This is a genomic window from Pseudolabrys sp. (genome assembly GCF_050250095.1).
Classification (GTDB): domain Bacteria; phylum Pseudomonadota; class Alphaproteobacteria; order Rhizobiales; family Xanthobacteraceae; genus Pseudolabrys.
In genome coordinates this window covers 934,435-958,681 of the sequence record NZ_JBFWPH010000001.1, presented here as the reverse complement: position 1 = coordinate 958,681, position 24,247 = coordinate 934,435, and the positions used below count along the sequence as shown (strand labels likewise).

General features: G+C 65.4%; 21 protein-coding genes. 13 read left to right on the top strand and 8 right to left on the bottom strand.

Annotated features, from left to right (window positions below; all coding sequences use genetic code 11):
• Positions 1–18: 18 nt before the first annotated feature.
• On the top strand, positions 19–690 hold the full coding sequence (gene aat / locus AB7F10_RS04735) for a leucyl/phenylalanyl-tRNA--protein transferase (protein ID WP_428557426.1): 672 nt from the start codon (positions 19–21) through the stop codon (positions 688–690).
• A 4-nt stretch (positions 691–694) separates the two neighbouring features.
• Here the strand turns inward: aat and AB7F10_RS04730 are convergent, their stop codons facing one another.
• Entirely contained in the window at positions 695–1,708 is a 1,014-nt protein-coding gene (locus AB7F10_RS04730) for a DUF2155 domain-containing protein (protein WP_428557427.1), read from the bottom strand.
• A gap of 196 nt (positions 1,709–1,904) precedes the next feature.
• Positions 1,905–2,315 carry an NADH:ubiquinone oxidoreductase subunit NDUFA12 gene (locus AB7F10_RS04725; protein ID WP_428557428.1) on the bottom strand — a complete coding sequence of 137 codons (411 nt, stop codon included), beginning with the start codon at positions 2,313–2,315 and terminating at the stop codon, positions 1,905–1,907.
• A 192-nt stretch (positions 2,316–2,507) separates the two neighbouring features.
• On the opposite strand from AB7F10_RS04725, the gene AB7F10_RS04720 reads away from it, so the two are divergent.
• On the top strand, positions 2,508–3,809 hold the full coding sequence (locus AB7F10_RS04720; protein WP_428557429.1) for a kelch repeat-containing protein: 1,302 nt from the start codon (positions 2,508–2,510) through the stop codon (positions 3,807–3,809).
• Positions 3,810–4,529: 720 nt separating this feature from the next.
• Positions 4,530–8,297, top strand: a complete 3,768-nt coding sequence (locus AB7F10_RS04715) for a vitamin B12-dependent ribonucleotide reductase (protein WP_428557430.1) — start codon at positions 4,530–4,532, stop codon at positions 8,295–8,297.
• A 344-nt stretch (positions 8,298–8,641) separates the two neighbouring features.
• Here the strand turns inward: AB7F10_RS04715 and AB7F10_RS04710 are convergent, their stop codons facing one another.
• Positions 8,642–9,145, bottom strand: a complete 504-nt coding sequence (locus tag AB7F10_RS04710; protein WP_428557431.1) for a hypothetical protein — start codon at positions 9,143–9,145, stop codon at positions 8,642–8,644.
• A 958-nt stretch (positions 9,146–10,103) separates the two neighbouring features.
• Between AB7F10_RS04710 and AB7F10_RS04705 the strand changes: the two genes are divergently transcribed.
• From AB7F10_RS04705 to AB7F10_RS04695, 3 genes are all read left to right on the top strand, one after another.
• On the top strand, positions 10,104–10,310 hold the full coding sequence (locus AB7F10_RS04705) for a KTSC domain-containing protein (RefSeq protein ID WP_428557432.1): 207 nt from the start codon (positions 10,104–10,106) through the stop codon (positions 10,308–10,310).
• Between the two features lie 69 nt (positions 10,311–10,379).
• Positions 10,380–10,529: a hypothetical protein gene (locus AB7F10_RS04700; protein ID WP_428557433.1), complete on the top strand. Its 150-nt coding sequence runs from the start codon at positions 10,380–10,382 to the stop codon at positions 10,527–10,529.
• 207 nt (positions 10,530–10,736) lie between these two features.
• Positions 10,737–12,110, top strand: a complete 1,374-nt coding sequence (locus AB7F10_RS04695; RefSeq protein ID WP_428557434.1) for a tlde1 domain-containing protein — start codon at positions 10,737–10,739, stop codon at positions 12,108–12,110.
• A gap of 142 nt (positions 12,111–12,252) precedes the next feature.
• Here the strand turns inward: AB7F10_RS04695 and clpS are convergent, their stop codons facing one another.
• The gene (clpS, locus tag AB7F10_RS04690; RefSeq protein ID WP_428557435.1) at positions 12,253–12,567 is read right to left on the bottom strand and encodes an ATP-dependent Clp protease adapter ClpS; all 315 of its coding nucleotides are present in this window, start codon (positions 12,565–12,567) and stop codon (positions 12,253–12,255) included.
• Positions 12,568–12,728: 161 nt separating this feature from the next.
• Between clpS and AB7F10_RS04685 the strand changes: the two genes are divergently transcribed.
• Both AB7F10_RS04685 and AB7F10_RS04680 read left to right on the top strand, forming a co-directional pair.
• Entirely contained in the window at positions 12,729–12,881 is a 153-nt protein-coding gene (locus AB7F10_RS04685) for a hypothetical protein (RefSeq protein WP_428557436.1), read from the top strand.
• Positions 12,882–13,123: 242 nt separating this feature from the next.
• A complete protein-coding gene (locus AB7F10_RS04680) occupies positions 13,124–13,321 on the top strand; it encodes a hypothetical protein (protein ID WP_428557437.1) in 198 nt (65 codons plus the stop codon).
• Positions 13,322–13,431: 110 nt separating this feature from the next.
• On the opposite strand, the gene AB7F10_RS04675 is transcribed toward AB7F10_RS04680, so the two are convergent.
• From AB7F10_RS04675 to AB7F10_RS04665, 3 genes are all read right to left on the bottom strand, one after another.
• Positions 13,432–13,995 (bottom strand): peptidase inhibitor family I36 protein, encoded by a 564-nt coding sequence (locus AB7F10_RS04675; protein ID WP_428557438.1) that lies wholly within the window; start codon positions 13,993–13,995, stop codon positions 13,432–13,434.
• A gap of 553 nt (positions 13,996–14,548) precedes the next feature.
• A complete protein-coding gene (locus AB7F10_RS04670; protein WP_428557439.1) occupies positions 14,549–14,863 on the bottom strand; it encodes a glycine zipper domain-containing protein in 315 nt (104 codons plus the stop codon).
• A gap of 91 nt (positions 14,864–14,954) precedes the next feature.
• Complete coding sequence (locus AB7F10_RS04665) at positions 14,955–16,553, bottom strand: EAL domain-containing protein (RefSeq protein WP_428557440.1); 1,599 nt, start codon at positions 16,551–16,553, stop codon at positions 14,955–14,957.
• 184 nt (positions 16,554–16,737) lie between these two features.
• Between AB7F10_RS04665 and AB7F10_RS04660 the strand changes: the two genes are divergently transcribed.
• Both AB7F10_RS04660 and AB7F10_RS04655 read left to right on the top strand, forming a co-directional pair.
• Entirely contained in the window at positions 16,738–17,592 is an 855-nt protein-coding gene (locus AB7F10_RS04660) for an amidohydrolase family protein (protein ID WP_428557441.1), read from the top strand.
• A gap of 29 nt (positions 17,593–17,621) precedes the next feature.
• Positions 17,622–18,545, top strand: coding sequence for a pirin family protein (locus tag AB7F10_RS04655; protein WP_428557442.1), 924 nt, complete (start codon positions 17,622–17,624; stop codon positions 18,543–18,545).
• Positions 18,546–18,560: 15 nt separating this feature from the next.
• On the opposite strand, the gene aspS is transcribed toward AB7F10_RS04655, so the two are convergent.
• Entirely contained in the window at positions 18,561–20,360 is a 1,800-nt protein-coding gene (aspS, locus tag AB7F10_RS04650) for an aspartate--tRNA ligase (RefSeq protein WP_428557443.1), read from the bottom strand.
• 197 nt (positions 20,361–20,557) lie between these two features.
• On the opposite strand from aspS, the gene AB7F10_RS04645 reads away from it, so the two are divergent.
• From AB7F10_RS04645 to rnd, 3 genes are all read left to right on the top strand, one after another.
• Positions 20,558–21,400: an amino acid ABC transporter substrate-binding protein gene (locus AB7F10_RS04645; RefSeq protein WP_428557444.1), complete on the top strand. Its 843-nt coding sequence runs from the start codon at positions 20,558–20,560 to the stop codon at positions 21,398–21,400.
• 74 nt (positions 21,401–21,474) lie between these two features.
• A complete protein-coding gene (locus AB7F10_RS04640; RefSeq protein WP_428557445.1) occupies positions 21,475–23,103 on the top strand; it encodes a thiamine pyrophosphate-dependent enzyme in 1,629 nt (542 codons plus the stop codon).
• Positions 23,100–24,245 (top strand): ribonuclease D, encoded by a 1,146-nt coding sequence (gene rnd / locus AB7F10_RS04635; protein ID WP_428557446.1) that lies wholly within the window; start codon positions 23,100–23,102, stop codon positions 24,243–24,245. Before AB7F10_RS04640 ends, rnd begins: the two co-directional genes overlap by 4 nt.
• The last annotated feature ends 2 nt before the right edge of the window (positions 24,246–24,247 follow it).

The following is a 24,247-nucleotide window of genomic DNA, read 5'->3' as shown; positions in this document are numbered from 1 at the left end:
CTGCTCTACACTCGGCGCATGGCGAACCGCGATACGCCCTCGGTCAGGATCACCCCGGACGTGCTGCTCAAGGCCTATGCCTGCGGCATTTTTCCGATGGCGGAAAGCGCCGACGACCCGACGCTGTACTGGGTCGATCCGGAACGGCGCGGCATCTTCCCGCTCGACGGCTTTCATGTGCCGGCACGCCTCGCCCGCACCGTGCGCACGACGTCCTTCACGGTCCATGTCGACCGCGATTTCGACGCCGTGATCGACGGTTGCGCGCAGGCCGCGACAGGCCGCGACCGCACCTGGATCAATGCGCGCATCCGCGCGCTCTACCGCCAGCTGTTCGACATCGGCCACTGCCACACCGTCGAGGTCTATGACGGCGAGCGCCTTGTCGGCGGGCTGTACGGCGTGTCGCTCGCCGGCGCGTTTTTCGGCGAAAGCATGTTTCACCGCGCGCGCGACGCCTCGAAGATCGCGCTCGTCCATCTCGTCGCGCGGCTCGTGGCCGGCGGCTATACGCTGCTCGACACCCAGTTCGTCACCGCGCATCTCGCCACGTTCGGCGCGGTGGAGATCGAGCGCACTCGCTATCACAAGCTGCTCGATGCCGCGCTCGCGCGCGACGCCGATTTCGCGGCGCTCGCGACCGACCGGCCGGTCGCCGGTCGCGAGGCGCTCGCTTTGCTGTCGCGATAAGAAACTAACGCAGCGCCGGCATGAAGCCCGGCTGCTGCGGCGCGCTGCTGCGCCGTTGCGGCTGGCGCGGCGGCACCGGCACGGCCTGCGTCTTGCCGCCATCGGTCTTCTGGCTCTTGTCGTCGGTTTCGGCCGAGGCGGTTGCCGCGCCGCCACCTTTGCAGTCGATCAGCCAGACGTCGTAGATTGGATGCTCGACCGCGTTGAGGCCGGGGCTTGCCGCGAACATCCAGCCGGAAAAGATCTGCTTCACGTCACCCTGCAACGTCACCTCGTCGACCTTGACGAAGGAGTCGGTGTTCGGCGCCTCGGTCGGCGGCCGCGTGTAGCAGACGCGCGGCGTCACCTGCAGCGCGCCGAACTGCACCGTCTCGTTGATCGCGACGTCGAAGGTGATGGTGCGGCCGGTGATCTTGTCGAGGCCGGTGAACACCGCCTTGGGATTTTCGATCTTCTGCTCGGGCGGCCGCACGACGATCTCGTCGTTCGGCTGCGTGTCCTCGCCCGGCAACTGACCCGGCTGCGGCTGGCCAGGCTGGGCCTGGCCCGGTTGCGGCTGGCCTTGCGCCGGCGGCAGTCCGGCATCCTGCGAGCCGCGCAGCGGCTGCTGCCCCTGCGGCGCGGCGGCGCCCGGCGGCGGCGCGAGCGGCTGCGACTGCACGCCGCCCGGCTGCGCACTTGAAGGAAACTGCTGGCCCTGCGGCGGCTGCTGCCCCGGAAATTGCTGGCCCGGAAACTGTTGGCCCTGCCCCTGTTGCTGCTGGTTCTCCGGCAGCAGATCGGGGTTCTGCCATTCCGATGGCGCGCGTTGCGCCGGTGGCCGCAACGACTGGAAAGTCGGCCGCTGCGCGTCGGCCGGCGGGCGCTGCACCGGCTGCTGTTGCGGCGGCGGCGGCGCGTTGCGCACGTCGGCGGGCGGCCGCGGCGGCTCGTCGCGGAAAATGCGGTCGAAAAACTGTGCCGAGGCCGGACCGACCAAAGCCGGCGCAACCGCACAGGCGGCCAGCACAACGGTCACGGACTGGATTGTTCGGCGCAACAAAGTGGTCCTGTGAGGACGCGTCCCTGAACGGCAAAAGCTGTCCGCCATTGGCCGTCCGTCATTTCAGCGCCGTCCGGTTAACATGGCGAATACGGCGGGGAAAGGGCGACAGGGATAAAGCCGCCGTCCAGCCGCCGATCGGGCGTCAAACGGAGCGTTCAGCGGCCGGAAATCACCGGTCGGGAGTCCAAGCCTGATAGTCGCCGGTCGCCTTCGGCCGCCGTCCCGTGGCGAGCGTCGAGCCGCTCGGGCGGTAGGCCTGCGCCGTGCCGGTCATGTTCGGCCGGTGCGGCTTCTGCCAGGACCGGCCGGCGTAGTTTTCCTGCGTCGGCGGCGTATCGACCGTGTGATGAATCCAGCCGTGCCAGGACGGCGGGATGGTCGAAGCCTCGGCATAGCCCGGATAGATCACCCAGCGCCGCTCGAAGCCGAGCGTCTTGTCCACCTTGCCGCCCTTGGTGCGGAAATAGCGGTTGCCGAATTCGTCTTCGCCGACGAACTCGCCATACAGCCAGGTCCAGAACTGCGTTCCGAAGGTCTGGCCATTCCACCAGGTGAAGATCTTGAGCAGGAAGGTTTTCATCGCGGGTGCCGCCGGGCGGCCGACATGCGGGACTGGGATCGCCGCGTTCTGCCACCCTGCGTCCTGAAAGTCCAGCCGCCACCCGGGAGCGTTTTCAAGCGAAGTGGGCACCGGTTCGCGTGAAGAAAACACGACCAAAGGCAGGAGGTGCGTTGCCGAATACGGCGGACGCCGATTATCGTGTGCCCCGCAATGACCGGCCGACCCTTCCCCCTCCCGCTGCACCTGTTCGCCGCCGTGCTTGTCGCGGCCGCGAGCCTGCCGCTTGGCGCACCGCTTCGCGCCCAACCAGCGCAGGCCGACAAGCCCGCGCAAGCAACGCCGTCCAAAGCGCCCAATCCTGCTGAAGCGCAAAAGCCTCCGGAAGCAACCAAGCCCGCGGAAGCGCCAAAGCCTGCCGAGGCGCAAAAACCGGAGACGCCCGCTCCCGGCAAGGCGGCGGAAAAGCCGCTCGACGAAAAAACGCCTGCGGAAAAACCGACCGCGGACAAACCGTGGGTGACGCTCGCGCCGCTGCCGCAGCCGGCGACCGACCTCGCCGGCGTCGCCGTCAACGGCAAGCTTTATCTGTTCGGCGGTCTCGACGGCATCCGTCCGAGCGGCCTCGCCTTCGAATACGACGCGGCCACCGACAGCTGGACGAAGAAAAAGCCGATGCCGGTCAACCTGCATCGCTTCGCGGTCGCCGCCTATGGCGACAGGATCTACCTGTTCGGCGGGTTCAAATATCCCGACAACGGCGCCAATGCGTGGCAGCCGGTCGATACCGCGTGGCGCTACGATCCGGCGAGCGACGAGTGGACCGCGCTCGCACCGATGCCGGGAGGCAAGCGCGGCGCGGCTTCGGCGGCCGTCGTCGACGGCAAGATTTTCGTGATCGGCGGCGCGACGACGCAGCCCGATACCAAGGACACCGCGATCGAGGCGAAGCGCCGCCACGCCATCGTCGGCGCGGTCGAGGAATACGATCCGAAGGCCAATTCGTGGCGCGTGCGCACGGCCCTGCCGACGCCGCGCGCGCAGGCCGCCGTCGCAGTCGTCGCCGGCAAGATCTACGTCATCGGCGGGCGCATCGCGTCCGCCTTCGCCGAGGACGCCAGCGATACCGATGTCGTCGAGGGCTACGACCCGGCGCGCGATCTGTGGAGCCGTCCTCTGGCGAAAATGCCCGCGCCGCGCAGCGCGATGGGCGTCGCCAGCTGGCGCAACCGCATCGTCATCGCCGGCGGCGAGACGACCGACGCCAGAGGCACCGTCAGCGCGTCCGATGCCGTCGCCAGCTACGAGCCTGAAACCAACGCATGGCGCGCCCTCGCCACCCTCCCGGCCGCGCGACGCGGCATCGCCACCGGGCTGATCGGCGACCGGCTTTATGTCGCCGGCGGCGCCGCGATGCCGCTGGCGGCTCCGGCGGCGGGCGATTCCACAAAGAAAATCGAGGCGCCGGCCGGCCGCGCCACGCTCGAGACGCTGCAACTCGACGTTTTGCGCTGATTTCGCAGCACCTTCGCAAAAGTCCCGGATTCACAGGCCGGGCGAGCGCCCGCCGATTTCCGCGGTTTCGGAGCATGACCGCTAACCGGCTGGCGGCATTGCGAGAATCACGGACCGGCGGCGGCGTTTTGCGCCGCTTGTCCAAGTCTTATCCCCGTCGCCGGCCTTAGGTATTTTTGCCGTGGACGGCGCGTAAATCCCGGTTTTGCGGTCATTTTGCTGTCACAGGGCGAGGAAAAAGAACCTAAGTCCCACCCTGGAGAAAAAGGCTTTCCGCTGCCGCCGGATCGCCCAATACTGACCGGGTCAAACGCGTCGCCGGACCCTGAACTTTCCGACTTAGCCACAACAGTTAGTATTTGATTCAGGGATACCGACTACAGCTTGACGTGTGAGACGAGTCCTCATAGCGTTGCGTTTATCCGGTGCGGGTGAGTTTGAGCTCTGCCGCGCCCCCACAACGACGCTGAATTGGCATCCCCCGTCCAAAAAGACGGTCCGGGAGCGGGATTTGTGTCGCTGTTACGGGCCGAACCGCATGTTTTGCGGCCGGGCGGAGAGTAACCGGTGCGGGATCACAGCACCGGACCTACATCAGGTGATGCGTCGCAGAGTTCAGAACGGAAACCAGGCGGACACGGGCAGGTCCGCTGAAGGATAATCGTCGGTGCAAGGTCCAACCTTTCGCACCGGCCGCGACAAGAAGGGGCTTGGAAGACCATGCGGATTGAACGGCGTTACACCAAGGACGGAGCTTCGGCCTACGCGGACATCGCGTTCCGGCTGACGACGAGCGAGATCCGCAATCCGGACGGTTCCGTGGTGTTCAAGCTCGACAATGTCGAGGTGCCGGAATTCTGGTCGCAGGTCGCCTCCGACGTGCTCGCCCAGAAATATTTCCGCAAGGCCGGCGTGCCCGCGCGGCTGCGCAAGGTTGAGGAAAACGACGTCCCCTCCTTCCTGTGGCGCTCGGTCGCCGACGAGGCCGCGCTCGCGCAACTGCCCGAAGCCGAACGCATGATCGGCGAGCATTCCTCCAAGCAGGTGTTCGACCGCCTGGCCGGCACCTGGACCTATTGGGGCTGGAAGGGCGGCTATTTCGACAGCGAGACCGACGCGCAGGCCTTCTTCGACGAGCTGCGCTACATGCTGGCCGCGCAGATGTGCGCGCCGAACTCGCCGCAGTGGTTCAACACCGGCCTGCACTGGGCCTATGGCATCGACGGCCCCGGCCAGGGCCACTTCTATGTCGATTACAAGACCGGCCAGCTCACCTCCTCGACCTCGGCCTACGAGCACCCGCAGCCGCACGCCTGCTTCATCCAGTCGATCTCGGACGATCTCGTCAACGAAGGCGGCATCATGGACCTGTGGGTCCGCGAGGCGCGGCTGTTCAAATACGGCTCCGGCACCGGCTCGAACTTCTCGAACCTGCGCGGCGAAGGCGAGCGCCTCTCCGGCGGCGGCAAGTCGTCGGGCCTGATGAGCTTCCTCAAGATCGGCGACCGCGCGGCGGGCGCGATCAAGTCGGGCGGCACCACGCGCCGCGCCGCCAAGATGGTCGTCGTCGACGTCGATCACCCGGATATCGAGAACTACATCGACTGGAAGGTGAAGGAGGAGCAGAAGGTCGCCGCGCTCGTCACCGGCTCCAAGATCAACCAGAAGCACCTCAAGGCCATCATGAAGGCCTGCGTGAACTGCGAGGGCTCGGGCGACGACTGCTTTACGCCGGAGAAAAATCCCGCGCTGAAACGCGAGATCAAGCTCGCCCGCAAGATGGGCGTCGCCGACAACTACATCAAACGCGTCATCCAGTTCGCGCGTCAGGGCTACAAGGACATCGACTTCCCCGTCTACGACACCGACTGGGACTCGGAAGCCTATCTCACCGTGTCGGGCCAGAACTCCAACAACTCGGTGCGCGTCACCGACGGCTTCCTGAAAGCCGTCGAGGCCGACGGCAACTGGGACCTGACCTACCGCAAGAACGGCAAGATCAGCGCCACCATGAAGGCGCGCGAGCTGTGGGAGAAGATCGGCTACGCCGCATGGGCTTCCGCCGATCCGGGCCTGCAATACCACACCACCGTCAACGACTGGCACACCTGCCCGGCCTCCGGCGAAATCCGCGCGTCGAACCCGTGCTCGGAATACATGTTCCTCGACGACACGGCCTGCAATCTCGCCTCGCTGAACCTGTTGAACTTCCGCGACGAGAAGACCGGCCGCTTCCAGATCGAGTCCTACGAACACGCCGTCCGCCTGTGGACCGTCGTGCTCGAGATCTCGGTACTGATGGCGCAGTTCCCGTCGCGCCAGATCGCGGAACTGTCCTACGAGTACCGCACGCTCGGCCTCGGCTACGCCAATATCGGCGGCCTGCTGATGACGTCAGGCTTGGCTTATGACTCGGCGGAAGGCCGCGCGATCTGCGGCGCGCTGACCGCGATCATGACCGGCGTGTGCTACGAGACCTCCGCCGAAATGGCCAAGGAACTCGGCCCCTTCCCCGGCTACGCCAAGAACCGCGACGCCATGCTGCGCGTGATCCGCAATCACCGCGCCGCCGCGCATGGCCGCAACTCCGGCTATGAGCGCCTGTCGATCGCGCCGGTGCCGCTCGACCATGCCTCGTGCAAGGCCGCGGGCGCCGCTTACGAAGACCTGATCGCGCACGCGACCGCCGCCTGGGACCGCGCGCTCGCGCTCGGCGAACAGCACGGCTATCGCAACGCGCAGACCACCGTGATCGCGCCGACCGGCACCATCGGCCTCGTGATGGATTGCGACACCACCGGCATCGAGCCGGACTTCGCGCTGGTGAAGTTCAAGAAGCTCGCCGGAGGCGGCTACTTCAAGATCATCAACCGCGCGGTGCCGGACGCGCTGCGCGCGCTCGGCTACAGCGAGGCGCAGATCGCCGAGATCGAGGCTTACGCGGTCGGTCACGGCACCATCGCGCAGGCCCCCGCGATCAATACCACGACGCTGCGCGCCAAGGGCTTCACCGACGAGGCGCTGGCGAAAGTCGAGAAGGCGCTGCCGACCGCCTTCGACATCAAGTTCGTCTTCAACAAGTGGACGCTGGGTGAAGAGTTCTGCCGCAACGTGCTGAAGATTTCGGCCGAGGACCTCGCCTCGCCGACGTTCGACCTCCTGGCCGCGCTCGGCTTCGGCAAGCGCGAGATCGAGGCCGCCAACATCCATGTCTGCGGCGCGATGACCGTCGAAGGCGCGCCGCACCTCAAGGCCGAGCACTATCCGGTGTTCGACTGCGCCAACCCGTGCGGCAAGATCGGCAAGCGCTATCTGTCGGTCGAGAGCCACATCCGCATGATGGCGGCGGCGCAGCCCTTCATCTCGGGCGCGATCTCCAAGACCATCAACATGCCGAACGACGCGACCGTCGAGGACTGCAAGAACGCCTACATGCTGTCCTGGAAACTGGCGCTGAAGGCCAACGCCCTCTACCGCGACGGCTCCAAGCTGTCGCAGCCCTTGAACGCGCAGCTCATTGCCGACGACGACGAAGAGGATGATGCGCAGGATTCAGTTGCGGCCTTCCTCGACAAGCCGGCTGCCGCGCGCGTCACCGCGACCGCCGAAAAGGTGGTCGAGCGCGTCGTCGAGCGCATCACCGTGCTGCGCGAGCGCGAGAAGATGCCGGACCGCCGCAAGGGCTACACCCAGAAGGCGGTGGTCGGCGGCCACAAGGTCTATCTGCGCACCGGCGAATATGACGACGGCCGGATCGGCGAGATCTTCATCGACATGCACAAGGAAGGCGCGGCGCTGCGCTCCTTCATCAACAACTTCGCGATCGCGGTGTCGCTCGGCCTGCAATACGGCGTGCCGCTCGACGAATATGTCGACGCCTTCACCTTCACGCGCTTCGAGCCGGCCGGCCCCGTGCAGGGCAACGACTCGATCAAGAACGCCACCTCGGTGCTCGACTACATCTTCCGCGAACTCGCGGTGAGCTACATGGGCCGCTACGACCTCGCCCATGTCGAGCCGAGCGAGAGCCAGTTCGACGCGCTCGGCAAGGGCGTCGAGGAAGGCAAGCCCTCGCCGGCCGAGCGTTACGTCTCGCGCGGCCTCACCCGCAACCGCACCGACAAGCTCGCGGTGGTGCCGGGCAACACCGTGAAGGCGCAAGGGACGGCAACTGGCACGACCGGCGGCACGACCGCTTCGGGCGGCTCGAACGTCACCGCGCTGCACGGCTCAGCGGCCCGCGCCGAAGGCGCGACCGCGCTCAAGGCCGAACTGGAAGCGAAGCTCTCGCCGGCGCAGGAACTCGAAGCGCGCGCCGACCTCAAGATCGAGCCGTCAGCGAAGGCTCTCGCTGCCGAGAAGCGCGCCGAGGCCAAGGCCCGCGGCTACGAAGGCGAAAGCTGCGGCGAATGCGGCAACTTCACCTTGGTGCGCAACGGCACCTGCATGAAGTGCGATACGTGCGGCGGCACGACGGGGTGTTCTTGATACTGCTCTGACTCGTCATGCCCGGGCTTGACACGGGCATCCACGACTTCAAAGGGCGGCCGAAAGGCCGCCTTTTTGTTTGCGGCTGCGCCTACAAGGACCCAGAAAAACACCTATATATTAATCAAGCTTAGAGATTCTAATTTCTTAAGGTGCTTTAATCGTCGAAGCACGCTAAAAAAGCACCACCACACACGCCGCATTGCAATCGGGGTCATGTGTGGTGGTTCACGCCTCTATACCAAGGAGGCAGCTTGTGCCCCTCATCTACGTGTCCCGTGCGAAGGATCGCGTCGAGAGGGTCTTGCCCCGATACAAGTCGGGGTAGCCATTCAGAAGCGGCGTCAGCTTTCGTTGACAGCCGCTTCTTGTTTTTCTTCATCCTCGCTTCCGCCGGCATCAGCTTCATTCGTTCCGCTTTTTGCCGCTTTCGGATACCAAGACAGCATCCCGAAACGGCCATTCGGGAGCTTGTGAAACGTCACCGTGTTCTTCGCTAAGGAGTTCCGCAGCGAGTTCTTCGAGACGTCCTCCGATTTTGTATTGAACAAATAGCCGCCGGCCACGAGCGCCTCGTAGATCTCGTTAATTGAGGCGGCACCCAAATTCTGTTGGCGGCGCATCTCCAAAATCGTTCGGACCGCCGACGCCAGCGGCTGACCGTAAAACTGGTCTGAGCGAATCGCGGTCGGCAGCGCGGCCTGCGCATCTTCGATCTGGTACATCGGTGCGCGGCCGTCGACCGCGCACAACGTGTTCACGGATTCCTTCTTCTTTCTCAGAGCTGCTTCATCCTGCGCGATCTCGTTCGCCAGCTCCGAAATGGCCTGTTCCAACGTCTTCGTCATCGCAACACCTCATCGCTATCGCGCACATTATGTAGAGGCGCCCGCCTCAAGATTCAAGGGTGAAAGATGTGAAACATGAGAACCAATATCAAATTTTTGATATTTGCATTTTTTACTCTGTGAATTCAATTGTTTAGATATCAGAAAATAGAACTAGTACCAAATCGGCCATATCATGGTGAAATGTATTGTCCGATAACGAGAGCGGTTCAACCAAGGCATTGAAATCAAATGCCCTTATTAGCCTTCCCTTTGGGTTTTCCTGGCGTTGTTGAATTTCGCAGATTTCGCATTTGACTTCGGTTGTATTGTGATTATATTCCCATCACCCCGCTCATCGAGGGGCGTCTTCCGGAAGACGTTCCAAAGGCGGAGCAGCCTCTTGTGAGGGCCGATATCGGGTAAACCCGACATCGGTTGAGACGGCCCCGCGCGCGAGGCTCGTAACCTCGCCCCGGGCGATGCCGCACCCCGCCCGGCCGGCACTACGACCGGCCCGCGAGGAGCTCGCTGACGCCGCGCTTCCCTTGAAAGCGCGGATGCAAAGCGCGGGCGGCATCGACAAGAGCCGTGCTGGAGCGCCACAAGGCGCAGCGCGTGTCGCAGACGCGCGCGGGCGAGATCGCAATCGCCCGCTGCGGGATCTCGCACATCCCGCAACGGTGTCCTCGCAAGACACCAGGCGCCTTGTGGCGCTCCACCCCCTCGCCCCTTCGTCCGGCGTCCTCCGCGCCGATCAAACAACAGGAGTGCACCCGCATGTCCGGTTTACCGGATATGCGGCAGTAGAAAGCGCATGTGCGGGCGCATGTCGGGTGTGCCCGATATGCGCATTCAAAGACGTCCGGATATGCGGCACTGGAAAGCGCATGGCCGGCATCGCTCCTCGCCGGCCGCCTCGCAAAGCGCGCAATCCCGCACTACGTGACGTAACGGGCGCAAGCGAAGGTGAGCGGCCATGCCGGTTGTGGAGTCCTCGGCCATCGAGCGCGTCGACTATGACGACGCCACGCGCGCCCTGTTCGTGCGCTTCATGAGCGGCCGGCGCTATCGCTACGACGACGTGCCGCGCGAGGTCTATCGCCGCTTCGTCGCGGCGGCTTCCAAGGGAGCGTTCTTCAACGCCGAGATCCGCGACCGCTACGGTTTCAGCGAAATCGTCTGACGGCCCTGCGACCATTGCGCCGCATGCCTTTCATCGGCGTCCGGTGCGCCTATATCGCGGGGCATGACAATGGCGACCGGAATGGCAATCGGCATGGTGCTGGGCGTTGCGATCGGCACGGCGCTGGACAGTCCCGCGGCGGGCATCGCGCTGGGCGCGGCGGTCGGCGCCGCCTTCGCGAGCGTCGGCGGCGGGTCCGACGGCGGCTCCTGCGGCTGATCCCGGGTTCCCGCGCCTTATGGCTAAAGCCCCGAAATCCTTAAAGTTTTAATCGCCTTTTAACCAAGAGCCGCGAGGGTAGCGCCTTCGCTCGTGCTGGCGCGGCTGTGCGTCCCGCGCCCGTCCGGGCGGGCGTCTTGTGGTGTGTGAGTTGGAATGGCGTTCCGCGTAACCTCGGCGTCCCCGCAAGGGGCGAGACATCAAGCGTTGCCCGCGCGCGCAAGCCGCCGCGGCGACCGCGCGCTCGCCCGCAACGCTCTTCTCGCCGGCGCAAGCCTGTGCAGCCTTGCCGTCATCGCCGCCGGCGTCGCGCTGTCGAGCCGCGGCTCCGCCTTCGATCCCGACGCCGACAATTCCACGCCGCGGGCCGCCTCGTTCCGCATGGCGCTGATCGATCCGGCCGCGCCGCCGGTCGTGCGGCGCGATCCGCGCGCGCCGCTGAAAACACCCGGTCCCTATCTCGCCGCCAACGCAAAGCCGCTCGCGCAAGTGGCCTTCGCCAAACCGCTGCACAAGCTGCCGCCGCACAAGCCGTCGGCGCTGGTCGCGGTCCAGCTCGCGGAAGCCGCCGCAACCAGCCAGCCCGCCCAGGATCCGATCGCGGTCGCCCAGGCGAAAGTCGAGGCCGAAGCCGAAGCCGCCGAGGTCATCAAGGATATCGGCAAGCCGCCTCAGAAATCACTTGAGGCGGCACTTGAGAAAACACTCGAGAAGCCGGAGACGGTAACGGCCGCGCCGCTTGAGCCCGCACAGCCTGTCCTCGCGTCAGCCGCGCCGACTGCCGAACCAACGGCCGAACCCGCGGTCGAAGCGGCGTCTGCGGCGGACGCTCCGGTGAAAACCGCCTCGGTCTATTTCGCCAGCGCCCCGCTCGCCGACAGCATGACGACCGGCTCGCTCGGCACGCTGCTGGACGGCGGCGTCGAAACCGCGAACGGCGAAAAAGCCGCGCCGAAAGCACCCGCTCCGGTGCTCGCCTCCGCGCTCGCCTATGCCGCGCCGGAACCGGCCCGCACGCGGACCGCCGAAAAGCTCGCGCTCGCGCCGGTGCTGCCGCCGAAAAAACCGGACAAGCCGAAGCTCGCGCACAAACTCACGGCCTATGAAAAACTCTACGGCGGCCCGGTGCGGCTCGCCTCGCTTGGTCCCATCAACATCAGCCGCGAAGACACCGGCGAATTGCCGCGCGCGCCGTACGACCGCCGCACCGCGGTCTATGTCATCACCGAGAAAAAGGTCTACCTGCCGGACGGCACCGTGCTCGAGGCGCATTCCGGCCTCGGCGACAAGATGGACAATCCGCGCTACGCCCATGTGCGCATGCGCGGCGTCACCCCGCCGCATGTCTACCGGCTGAAGATGCGCGAGGCGCTGTTCCACGGCGTCGAGGCGATCCGCATGCTGCCGCTCGGCGGCTCGGAAGCGATCCACGGCCGCGACGGCATTCTCGCCCACACCTACATGCTGGGTCCGAGCGGCCAGTCGAACGGCTGCGTGTCGTTCAAGGACTACGACACCTTCCTCGACGCCTTCAAGGACGGCAAGATCGACCGCATCGCGGTGATCGCGAATATCGACTGACGTAATCAGGCCCGCATCACCCACTCGCTTGCTGTCATCGCCCGCGAAGGCGGGCGATCCAGTAAACACCGTCGTTCAGTAGATTACTGGATGCCCCGCTTCCGCGGGGCATGACAATCGAGGATGTGTCACAAAGCTTCTCCTAACTCTCCTTCTCCGTCGTGAAGTAAAGCGGATAGCCCTTCGCCTTCCCCATCTCGGTGGCTTCCTTGGCCTTGGTTTCGGCGACGTCGCGGGTGTAGACCGCGATCACGCAGGCGCCCTTCTGGTGCGCCGTCAGCATCACCTTGGTGGCCTGGGCTTCGTTCATCCGGAACACCGCCTTGAGCACGACGACGACGAATTCGCGCGGCGTGAAGTCGTCGTTGAGCAGGATCACCTTCCACAGCGGCGGCTTCTGGATCCTGGTCTTCGGCCTGGTTTTCGGTTTGACAGTCGGATTGGCGGTCTCGCTCATGCGATGTCGCTCTGGCGTTCGCTCGACAAGTGCCGGTCGCGCATTATAACGCCGATGGCGCCGCGCCGTCGCCTATCCGCCTGCGGCGACGGAACTTTTTCGCGGCCCGGCCGTTATCGCCCTGAAAATTGGGCTGATTCTTGAATTTTGGGGGATTTTCCATGCCGACCAATCGCAATGTTCTGTATCTCATCGTCGGCGCGTTGTGCGTCGCGGTCGTCGGGCTCGGTTACAAGGTCTATCAGGACAACAAGGAGCCCAAGGGCGTTCAGCTCAACATCGGGCCATCGGGTATTTCCGTCGAAAAGAAATAGCGTCGCGTCTTCGCGCTGCATCAATCGCATGACGCATCATCGCGCGTGATCGATTCACGCCGTGGCGCACGGCGTGAATTGATTCAAACGCCAAAGATTTCCGTCGAAAAAACGTCATCATCGTCTGCCAAGGTCGCAAGCAGAGAGGCTGGCGTTGCGTTCCGCTCGACCGGCCCGGCAGAGGGATGGCAGGCGTCGAAACGAGTGCCGCGGAATTTCGCGGCCGAGAGGGAGAGACGGACATGAGCATGCTCACGCGCGACGGCGCCCGGCTGCGCCCGTTCCGCCCCACCATTGAATGTGCCCAGTGCGGAGAGTTGCTGTTCCTGCCCGAGTGGACGGAATACCACGACAACGGCCGCATCAAGCATCTGTGGGCCTGCGAGGCCTGCGGCTACAGCTTCGAGACAACCGTCCGTTACACCGCTGACGCAGCGTGATCGGGTGCGTTACGCCGCTGAAGCGGCGTAATCGGACGCCGCGTCTCGAAAGTCTTTTTGGTGATCGCGTTTTCCTGACGCGAACGATACCCGCTTCGCTTGAAAACGCTTTAGCGCTCCCACCAGAACAGGTCGGGATTTTCACGCTGCCATTGCGCGCGGCGTTCGCGATGCTCGCCGATGATGATGCCGAAGCGCACGCAGGCGCGCCGGTCGCCGCGTTCGCAGGCGTCGCGCAGGCCGTACATCTGCTCGCGGATGTCGTCCCGGCCGGGACCGGGCGGCGGACCCGGCGGACCGCCGAACCCTCGTCCGGTCACCGACAGCGACGAGATCTCGTCGTTGAAACCCTGATTGGCAAGGTTGGTGATGCTGCGGTCGTAGGTCGAACAGCGGCCAGCAAAGCCGTCGTGCTGGCAGACCCGAACGGAGAAGCCCGGCGCGACGGAGATCGACGACACCCGGTCATTCCAGAAATCACCGTATTGGCGGATGCGCGGGACGCTCTGCCCGGCGTGGAAGCACAGCTGGCGGCCGTTGAAGCCGGCATGCTCGTAAACGCAAACCGGGCCGCCGCCTTGTCCCCGGCCCTGCGCCGTTGCCGGCGCGGCGCACAACACGACGACAGACAACGCGCTCGCGAACGCACAAAAGGCATCACGAATCAGCTGCATCGGACGTCCCCCTGAGAAGCGCCCGCTGATACCTCCCGCCTTATTTGCAGACAAGGGCCGCGCTTGCGCAGTTCACACGCGCAACCTTCGCGGCGATGCCGCGCGCGGCGCGGACGTCATGCCGCATGGATAACTTCAAACCGGCGGGGGATTGCTGTTGACAGCACCGAATGCGGCGAACACCGCGCATAGCTTTAAGTGGCGGGCGGTATTGGCAAATCCGGCGCAATCCGCCCCGGCGGCAAAGTCAGTCCTGCGTTTCCTGCAATTGACGAATCGAGGACTGCGTGACGGTATCATTGTCACGATTTTCGACGTTCTGCGGTTGTGCCCAGCCCTGCCCTTCACGTCGGCACGCGCTGGCAGTCGGTTCCTCCCGCGTGGCGTTTAAACTGGGCGGCCGCAGTGGCCGCCCTTTTTCACGAACCGGCTTTCGCGGTGCGCCTGCGTCGCCTCTCATAAAAAAACCGCGCCGGACCCCACAAAAAAAACCGCGCCGGCCTGCCGGCTCAACGCCGGCTCGGCACGGACGCGGTTCGGCAAACCCTTGCGATCAGCCGCAGTAACGGCGCGACACGCGATGGTAGTCGCCGTTCGCGTGGCGGCGCCAGCAACGGCCGTCGTACCAGTAGTAACCGCTGCGCCGCGGCTCCATCTGCGAGCCGATCATCGCACCCGCCGCCGCGCCGATGATGCCGCCGGCAACCGCGCCGCCGGCCTTGCCGGTCGCCGCACCGCCAATGATGGCGCCTGCCGCGCCGCCGAGCAGCGCGCCGCCGACCGTGTTGTTCTGTGCCGATGCCGGCGCCGACGCGAGCGTCAGCGCAACAACCGCCGCGGCAGCCGATGCCGTGAAGGTCCGAATCATGGAGCCACCCCCTGTTGAGAACGCCCGACTCTTACGCAATCGCCCGGGGATTTTCAATTCGGCGCGGATCACGGCCGCCAACCGGCGGTTGCTAGCCGGCCGCGGCCGGCAGCGCTGGCGCCGCGCGCAGCAGGTCGGCGGCGGCTTGCGTCTTTTCCGGGTCGATCGCCTGCACGAGTTGCAGGAAGGACGAGCCCGGCAGCGGCGGCGCGAAAACGTAACCCTGCGCGTGGCGGATTCCGAGGTCGCGCAGATGCATCACCTGCTCGAAATTCTCGACGCCCTCGGCGATGATATCCATCCGCATGTTGTGCGCGAGGTCGACCAGCGTTTCGACGATGGTGGTCGAATTGCGGTCGGTGCCGATCGCATCCACGAACATCTTGTCGATCTTGATGATGTCGACGCCGAGCTTGAGCATGTAGGACAGGCCGGCGTGTCCGGTGCCGACGTCGTCGATGGCGATGCGTGCGCCGAGCCCCTGCAGAGCCGCGACCACGCGGCGCGTCTCGGTGAAATTCTCGATCGAGTCGCGCTCGGTCAGCTCGAACACCACCTGCGACAGCTTGATCGGCGAGCGGGCGAAAATATGCCGGACCTGATCGACGATGATGTCGTTGGCAAACAGCTTGGCGGCGAAGTTGAAGCTTATCTTCATGCCGCGGCGGCGGCCGATCTCCGGCCCCGCCTCCGCGCAGACCGACTTCATCAGTGCGAGCGTCATGTCGTGAATGAGACCGCTCGATTCCGCGAGCGGAATGAACGCGCTCGGCGGAATGATGGTGCCGTCCGGCTTGCGCCAGCGCATCAGCACTTCCGCGCCGCGCAGCTGTCCGGAGCGGATATCCACGATCGGCTGGTAGTAGGGAATGAACTCGCCATTCGCGAGCGCCTGGCGCATGTCGCGCACCGGGTTCTTCTCGTCCCGTCTCGGCCGCAGGCAGACAAAGGCCGCAAGCAGAAGGCCGACCGCGCTCACCGGAATGACGGTCAGCCACCGCAGCTCCGCGCGCCGCGCGTTCCACGCCGCCTGCGGCGTCGCGATGTCGACGGTGTAGCCGAACTTCTCCGATTGGCGCCGCGTGTGATCGTAATCCCGTGCGGCAACCCGGTGCTCGCCCATTCGGGCGATTTCCATGTCACTCGCCGTCGTCATCCGCAGGTGGATGGACGGCCTCTCGTCTTCCGACGACAGCCGCGGCAGGAACAGTTCGCTCGGGATCAGCGCGGCAAGCCCCTCGCCGACGCGGCGAATCCGGATCATGTCGTCGGCCTGATCGCCATCGACATCAATCAGTTCGATCGCGTAGCCGTCGCCGTTGGGCAGACGTTCGCCGGCCAGGATGCGATGGCCGTTTTCCAGCAGGCCATTCGACGTGCAGAGTACGCCGCCGTCATGGCCGAGAACGGAGATTTCCTTCAATGCGGGGCTTGTGAAAACCGCGGCGCGCAGCGTCGTGAGATAGTCCGGCGCGCATTCCGGCTTGCCGAATTGCGCGAGTTGCGAGAGAACGTCCATCGCCTGCGTGGTGCGCTTCTCGGCGAGGGCGAGCACCAGCCGGGCGGTGGCATCGGCATCGCGGCGCGCCTGATGCTCGACAAAGCTTGTCAGCGACTGGTCGAGCGCAAACACGGCGCTGGTGCCGAGCAAAGCACCGGCGACCACCGCAAACAGCTTTTTGCGGGTCATGTCAGGCAGGCCAATCAAGGAAGCAGAATCCCGTCCCCACGCTCTCGCCTCCAGCGTCGGGCATGCGCCTAAAGACCCGCTTAACCCTCAGCCGGCCTCCGCTCCCCGGATGCAAGGATGGTTAGCAACTGGTAAATATCCCGAGATGCGCGCCCGTTTGCGCGTCCAATCCGATGAGGTCTTCATGCGCGCGTTTCTGCCGATAGCCGCCATTGCCCTGCTGTTCGCCGGCCCGCCCGCAACGCGCGCCGACGAGCCGCTCGAAATCTTCGACGCGCATATGCACTACAACCAGGAGCCCAATCCCTTCTATCCGCTCGACAAGGTGCTGGAGCTCTATCGCACCAACCGCATCACCGGCGTGCTGGCGACCAGCCGGCCGAACAAGGGCACGCATCAGCTCATGGAAGCCGCGGCCGCCGGCAAGGCGCCGGGCCTCTGGGTCGTGCCGTTCATCCGGCCCTACCGCGTGCGGCCCGACATCCAGACCTGGTTCAACGATCCGTCGATTTTCGAGCTGATCCGGGAGGAATACAAACGCGGCTACTATCGCGGCATCGGCGAATTCCACCTCTACGGCAAGTCGGCGGACACCGAATGGGTCAAGAAAGCCGTCGACTTCGCGGTCGAGCGCAATCTTTTCCTGCATTGTCATTGCGACGAAGAAGCGCTGCTCATTCTCTTCAGGCACAACGCCAAGGCGCGCATCGTCTGGGCACATACGGGCTTTTCGACCGATCCGAAACGGGTCGGCAAACTGCTCGACGAGCACAAGGGCGCATTGTGGGGCGAATTGTCCTATCGCAGCGGCATCACCACCGGCGACGGCAAGCTGACGGGCGAATGGCGCGCGCTGTTCGCCAAACACTCCGACCGCTTCCTGCTCGGGTCCGACACCTGGATCAACGAGCGCTGGTTCAGCTACGCCGCCATCTTCAAGAGTTATCGTGGCTGGCTCGCACAATTGCCACCCGATCAGGCGAAGCGCATTGCATCCGGCAACGCCGTCGCCATATTCGGACCACGGCGCACCGAATAGTCGCCTGCCGTTTTCGCAAGGAGGTCGTCATGAGCTTTTTTCCCGGTCAGGATCCCGCCGCCGGCAATGCCTGGCAATGCGACGCGATCAAGCAGGTGATCGTGCCGCGCTCGGTCGATCTCGGCGACGGCTTCGCGGTGCGCCGCGCGCTTCCTTCGGCGCAGTCGCGTATGGTCGGTCCCTTCATCTTCTTCGATCATTTCGGCCCGGCGGAGTTTCGCGCCGGCCACGGCCTCGACGTGCGCCCGCACCCGCATATCGGGCTCGCCACCGTCTCCTACCTGTTCGACGGCGAAATCATGCACCGCGACAGCCTCGGCACCGCGCTGCCGATCAAGCCAGGCGAGGTCAACCTGATGACCGCCGGCCGCGGCATCGTGCATTCCGAGCGCACCGGCACCGAGATGCGCGAGACCGGCGGTCCGATCCACGGGCTGCAGATGTGGGTCGCGCTTCCCGCCGCCAAGGAGGAAATGGCGCCGCAATTTGCCCATCACGAGGTCGATGAATTTCCGATCGTGCGCAGCGACGGGCTGTTCGCCCGCGTCGTCATGGGCGAGGCCTATGGCGAAAAGTCGCCCGTGCCGACCACTTACGAAACGCTGTTCGTCAACATGGCGATGCGGCCGGGCGCGAGCGTGCCGCTCGACGCGGGCCACGAGGAGCGCGCGATCTACACCGTGCGCGGCACCATCGAGATCGCCGGCGACCGGTTCGAGCCGGGCCGCCTGCTCGTCTTCAAGCCGGGCGACAAGATCACCGTCAAGGCGATCGACGACGCTCATTTCGCCATCCTCGGCGGCGCGCCGATGGATGGTCCGCGTCACATCTGGTGGAACTTCGTCTCGTCGCGCAAGGATCGCATCGAGCAGGCCAAGGCCGAATGGAAGGCCGGCCACTTCGACAAGGTGCCGGGCGACGAGATCGAATTCATCCCGCTGCCGGACAAGTAACGCGCAACCCGCGCGTTACTTCTTCTCGGGCAAATTCAGCCGGATGTTCAGCTCGCGAAGCTGCTTCGCCGTCACTTCCGACGGCGCGCCCATCAGGAGATCCTCGGCGCGCTGGTTCATCGGGAACAGCACGACCTCGCGCAGGTTCTCCTCGCCGCAGAGCAGCATGACGATGCGGTCGATGCCGGGCGCGATGCCGCCATGCGGCGGCGCGCCGTAGGTCAGAGCGCGCAGCATGCCGCCGAACTTCGCTTCCAGTACGTCCTCGCCGTAGCCCGCGATGGCGAAGGCCTTCTTCATGATGTCGGGACGGTGGTTCCGGATCGCGCCGGACGACAGTTCGATGCCGTTGCAAACGACGTCATACTGGATCGCCTTGATGGCGAGCAGCTTGTCGGCATCGGCCGCTGGATCGAGCGAAAGGAACTCGTCCGCGTCCATGTTCGGCATCGAGAACGGGTTATGGGAGAAGTCGATCTTCTTCTCCTCCTCGTTCCATTCGTACATCGGGAAGTCCACGATCCAGCAGAAGTCGAAACGGTCCTGCTTGATGAGGCCGAGTTCCTCGCCCACTTTCGTGCGCGCAGGACCCGCGAACTTCACGAAGTCCTTGGGCTTGCCGGCGACGAAGAAGCAGGCATCGCCGACGCCGAGCTTCAACTGGTCCGCGATCTGCTTGGTGCGTTCGGGGCCGATGTTCTTGGCGAGCGGACCCGCGCCGCCCTCCTCGCCTTCGCGCCAGAAGATGTAGCCGAGGCCCGGCTGACCCTCGCCCTGTGCCCACGAATTCATGCGATCGCAGAAGGCGCGGTTGCCGCCGCCCGGCGCGGGGATCGCCCACACCGCGCTGTCGGCATTCTCGAGAATCCTGGCGAAGATCTTGAAGCCCGAGCCGCGGAATGCGTCGCTGACGTCGGCCATCTCGATCGGATTGCGCAAATCCGGCTTGTCGGTGCCGTATTTGCGCATGGCGTCGGCATAGGCGATGCGCGGAAACTTTGGCGTCACCGCCTTGCCGCCCGCGAACTCCTCGAACACGCCGCGCAGCACCGGCTCGACCGCGTTGAACACATCGTCCTGCGTGACGAAGCTCATCTCGATATCGAGCTGATAGAACTCGCCGGGCGAACGGTCGGCGCGCGCGTCCTCGTCGCGGAAGCACGGCGCGATCTGGAAGTAGCGGTCGAAGCCCGCGACCATGATCAGCTGCTTGAACTGCTGCGGCGCCTGCGGCAGCGCGTAGAACTTGCCCGGATGCAGCCGCGACGGCACCAGGAAGTCGCGCGCGCCTTCCGGCGACGAGGCCGTCAGGATCGGCGTCTGGAATTCAAAGAAGCCGCCGTCCTTCATGCGGCGGCGGATCGAGTCGATGATTTGCCCGCGCTTCATGATGTTGTCGTGCAGCTTGTCGCGGCGCAGATCGAGGAAGCGGTATTTGAGACGGATCTCTTCCGGGTAGTCCTGGTCGCCGAACACCGGCATCGGCAGCTCGGCGGCCGCGCCAAGCACCTCGACGTCCGAGATATAGACCTCGACCTGGCCCGTCGGCAGTTCGGGATTGTCGGTGCCCTCGGGCCGGCGGCGCACCTTGCCATCGATGCGAACGACCCATTCCGAGCGGAACTTCTCGACCTGCTTGAAGGCCGGGCTGTCGGGATCGGCGACCGCCTGGGTCAGCCCGTAATGGTCCCGCAGGTCGACGAACAGCACGCCGCCGTGGTCTCGGATGCGGTGGCACCAGCCTGAGAGGCGGACCTCCTTGCCGATGTCGCTCTCGCGGAGCGAGCCGCAGCTATGGGACCGGTAACGATGCATGGACGGAATCGCGCTTTTCGGGGGTTGATGGCGCGCGAAAAACGCATGGGGGGTCGGCTTTGTCAAGGCAAGGCGGCGGCCGGCCGAACCGCGGAATATCCCATGCGGCGCAAGCGTTTCCCTGCGCTATAGTGGCTGCGGGCGCAGCCATGTCGGCGCGCCAAGGCCCGACAGCGGGCGGCAAGGAGGCGCCGGAGATGCGAGGTTGGCTCATCCCTCCCGCCGTCGTGCTCACCTTGGCGCTCGCCCTTCCTGCCCAGCCGGCCACGGCCGGGGTCCTCGACCGCGTCAAGGAGACGGGCGTGTTCCGCATCGGCTACCGCGCCGACGCGCCGCCCTATTCCTATCAGGACTCCCGCGGCCGGCCGGCCGGCTACATCGTCGATCTGTGCCGCGAGGTTGCCGCCGCCCTCGGGTCCGGCGTCAAGCCGCAATACGTGCTGGTGCATGCCGGCGAGCGCTTCAAGGCGGTCCATGACGGCAAGATCGACATCCTGTGCGACCCGAGCTCGATCACCCTCGAACGGCGCGCGACGGTCGATTTCTCGATGCCGACATTCCTCGACGGCGCCGGCGTGCTGTCGCGGCAGAGCAAGCCGGTGCAGCGCTTCGAGGACCTCGACAGAAAGCGCGTCGGCGTGCTGATCGGCACCACCACCGAGCGGGTTCTGACGGACGCGCTGAAGTCGCTCGGCGTCAATGCCACCATCGTTCCGGTGCTCGATCATCGCAACGGCATGAAGATGGTCGAGGACACCGATCTCGACGCCTATGTTGCCGATCGCAGCATCCTCGCCGCCATGCTGCGCGAGGGCGGGCGTCCCGGCTTCGAACTCAGCCGGCGCTATTTCAGCTACGAGACCTACGGTCTCGCGCTGCCGCACAACGACAGCGCCTTCCGCCTTCTGGTGGACAAGACACTGGCGCAGCTTTATCGATCCGGGAGAATCAAAGCCATTCTGGCCAAGACTTTCGGCGATGCGCCGTCGGACGAGATGCTCGAAGCCATGTTCGTGATCAATTCGCTGCCTGAAAGGTAATTGTGACGTCAGTGCCGTCAGTTCGAAAAAAGCCGGCCGGGAAGAAACCACCGGCGCGCGCCAAAGCGGTTGAGATGACAACGGGTGAAGCGACGGTTGCCGCGCTCGTCGCCCACGGCCTCGATACGCTTTACGCCCTGCCCGGCGTGCAGAACGATCAGTTGTTCGACGCGCTGTTCAAGGCCTCCGACCGCCTGCGCACCGTCCACACCCGCCACGAACAGGGCGCGGCCTATATGGCGCTCGGCGCCGCGCTCGCGACCGGCAAGCCGCAGGCCTATGCCGTGGTGCCGGGTCCGGGTCTCCTGAATTCGAGCGCCGCGCTGCTCACCGCCTACAGCATGAATGCACAGGTGCTGGCGCTGGTCGGCGAGATCCCCGAGGCCGTGATCGGCCGCAACAAGGGATATCTGCACGAGTTGCGCGATCAGGCCGGCGTCCTCAAGCGGCTGGTAGACTTCTCCAGACGCCTTCGCAATGCCGGCGAGGCCCCCGGTCTTGTCGACAAGGCGATGCGCGCGATGGCGACCGGACGTCCCGGTCCCGCCGCGCTCGAATGCCCGATCGACGTCTGGGGCAAGCCCGGCAAGGTCGCAGCCGTCGGCGCGCCGAAGCCGCTGCCGCGCCCGCGCATCGACGAGGATGCGGTGCGCCGCGCCGCGCGCAAGCTCGGGGCCGCCAAGCGTCCGCTGATCTGCGTCGGCGGCGGCGCGCAGGATGCCTCGGCCGAGGTCACCGCGCTGTCGGAGATGTTGCAGGCGCCGGTCTATTGCGGCTTCCGCCGCGGCCAGGGCGTGCTCGACAGCCGCAGCCCGTTCGCCGTCACCAACCCGCTCGCGCACGAACTATGGGCCAAAGCCGATGTCGTGATCGGCATCGGCACGCGGATGTTCTTCCCGCTGGTCAACTGGGGCACCGACCGCGACCTTACCGTCATTCGCATCGACGCCGACGCGGCGGAAACCAAACGCCACGGCAAGCCGGACGTGGCGCTGATCGGCGATGCTGCGCCCATTCTCCGGCGGCTGCTCGACGTACTGCCCGCGTACAACAATGCGCGGCCATCGCGCCGCGAGGAGATGCAGGAGCGGCAAGCGAAGATGCGTGCGCGGTTCGAGTCGCAGATCGGCCCGCAACTCGGCTGGCTCGACGCGATCCGCGCCGAACTGCCGGAAGACGGCATCTTCGTCGACGAAGTGACGCAGATGGGCTTTGCCGCCCGCCTCGCCTTCCCGGTCTACAAGCCGCGCACGTTTCTCTCGCCCGGCTATCAGGACAATCTCGGGTGGGGCTTTGCCACCGCGCTCGGCGCGCAGGACGCGCGGCGCGACGTGCCGGTGGTGTCGATCAACGGCGACGGCGGCTTCATGTATACGGCGAACGAGATGGCGACCGCGGTCCGCCACCGCATTCCGCTCACGGCCATCGTCTTCAACGACGGCGCCTTCGGCAATGTCCGCCGCATCCAGGAAGAGGATTACGGCAACCGGCTCATCGCCAGCGACCTCGCCAATCCGGACTTCGTGAAATTCGCCGAAAGCTTCGGCGCCGCGGCCGAGCGTGCGCGCACGCCGGACGAGCTTCGCGGCGCGCTGCGGCGCGGCTTCGCCCGGCGCGACGGCCCAACCCTGATCGACGTGCCGGTCGGCCCCATGCCAAGCCCCTGGGAATTCATCCTGATGAAGCGGGTGCGCGGCACATGAAACCGATCACCGACACTGCGGAACTCACCGCTGTCTGCGAGCGGATGGCGAAGCACCCCTTCGTCACCGTCGATACCGAATTCCTGCGCGAGACGACCTACTATCCACTGCTCTGCGTCGCCCAGATGGCAACGACCGACGAAGCCGTCGTCATCGACGCGCTGGCCGAGGGTATCGACCTTACGCCTTTCTTCGAACTGCTCTCGAACGAAGCCGTCGTGAAGGTGTTCCATGCCGCGCGGCAGGACATCGAAATCGTCTGGAACATGGCGAAGTCGATCCCGCATCCGATCTTCGACACCCAGGTCGCGGCCATGGTGCTCGGCTATGGCGACTCGATTTCCTACGACCAGCTTGTCCAGCGCATCACCGGCGACACGCTCGACAAGTCGAGCCGCTTCACCGACTGGACGCGGCGGCCGCTGTCCGATCACCAGCTGAAATACGCGATCTCCGACGTCACCCATCTGCGCGACGTCTATCTCAAGCTCTCCGCCGACCTCGCCGCGCGCGGCCGCACCGACTGGGTCGAGGCCGAGATGAACGTGCTCACCTCGCCCGAAACCTATCGCATGGAGCCTGAGCGCGCCTGGGAGCGGCTGAAGAGCCGCGTCCGCAAGCCCAAGGAACTGTCCGTTCTGATCGAGGTTGCCGCCTGGCGCGAGCGCGAGGCGCAGAGCCGCGACGTGCCGCGCGGCCGCGTCATCAAGGATGACGTGATCGGCGACATCGCCGTGCAGGCGCCGACCAGCATCGAGCAACTCGGCAAGCTGCGCTCGCTGCCGAAGGGCTTCGAGCGCTCGCGCTGGGGCGAGGACATCATCGCCGCCGTCAAGCGTGCGCTCGAGCGCGATCCCAAGGACCTGCCGCGGCTCGACCGGTTCCGCCCGGCGCAGAACGGCGCGGCGACCGTCGAACTCCTCAAGGTGCTGCTGCGCATGGTCGCCGAGAAAAACGGCGTCGCCGCCAAGGTCATCGCAACGGTGGACGATCTCGACCGCATCGTTGCCGACGACAATGCCGACGTGCCGGCGCTCAAGGGCTGGCGCGGCGAACTGTTCGGCGCCAAGGCGCTGGCGCTCAAGCACGGCAAACTGGCGCTGGCGCTCGAGAAGGGCCGCGTCATTTCGATCGAGAAATAGTC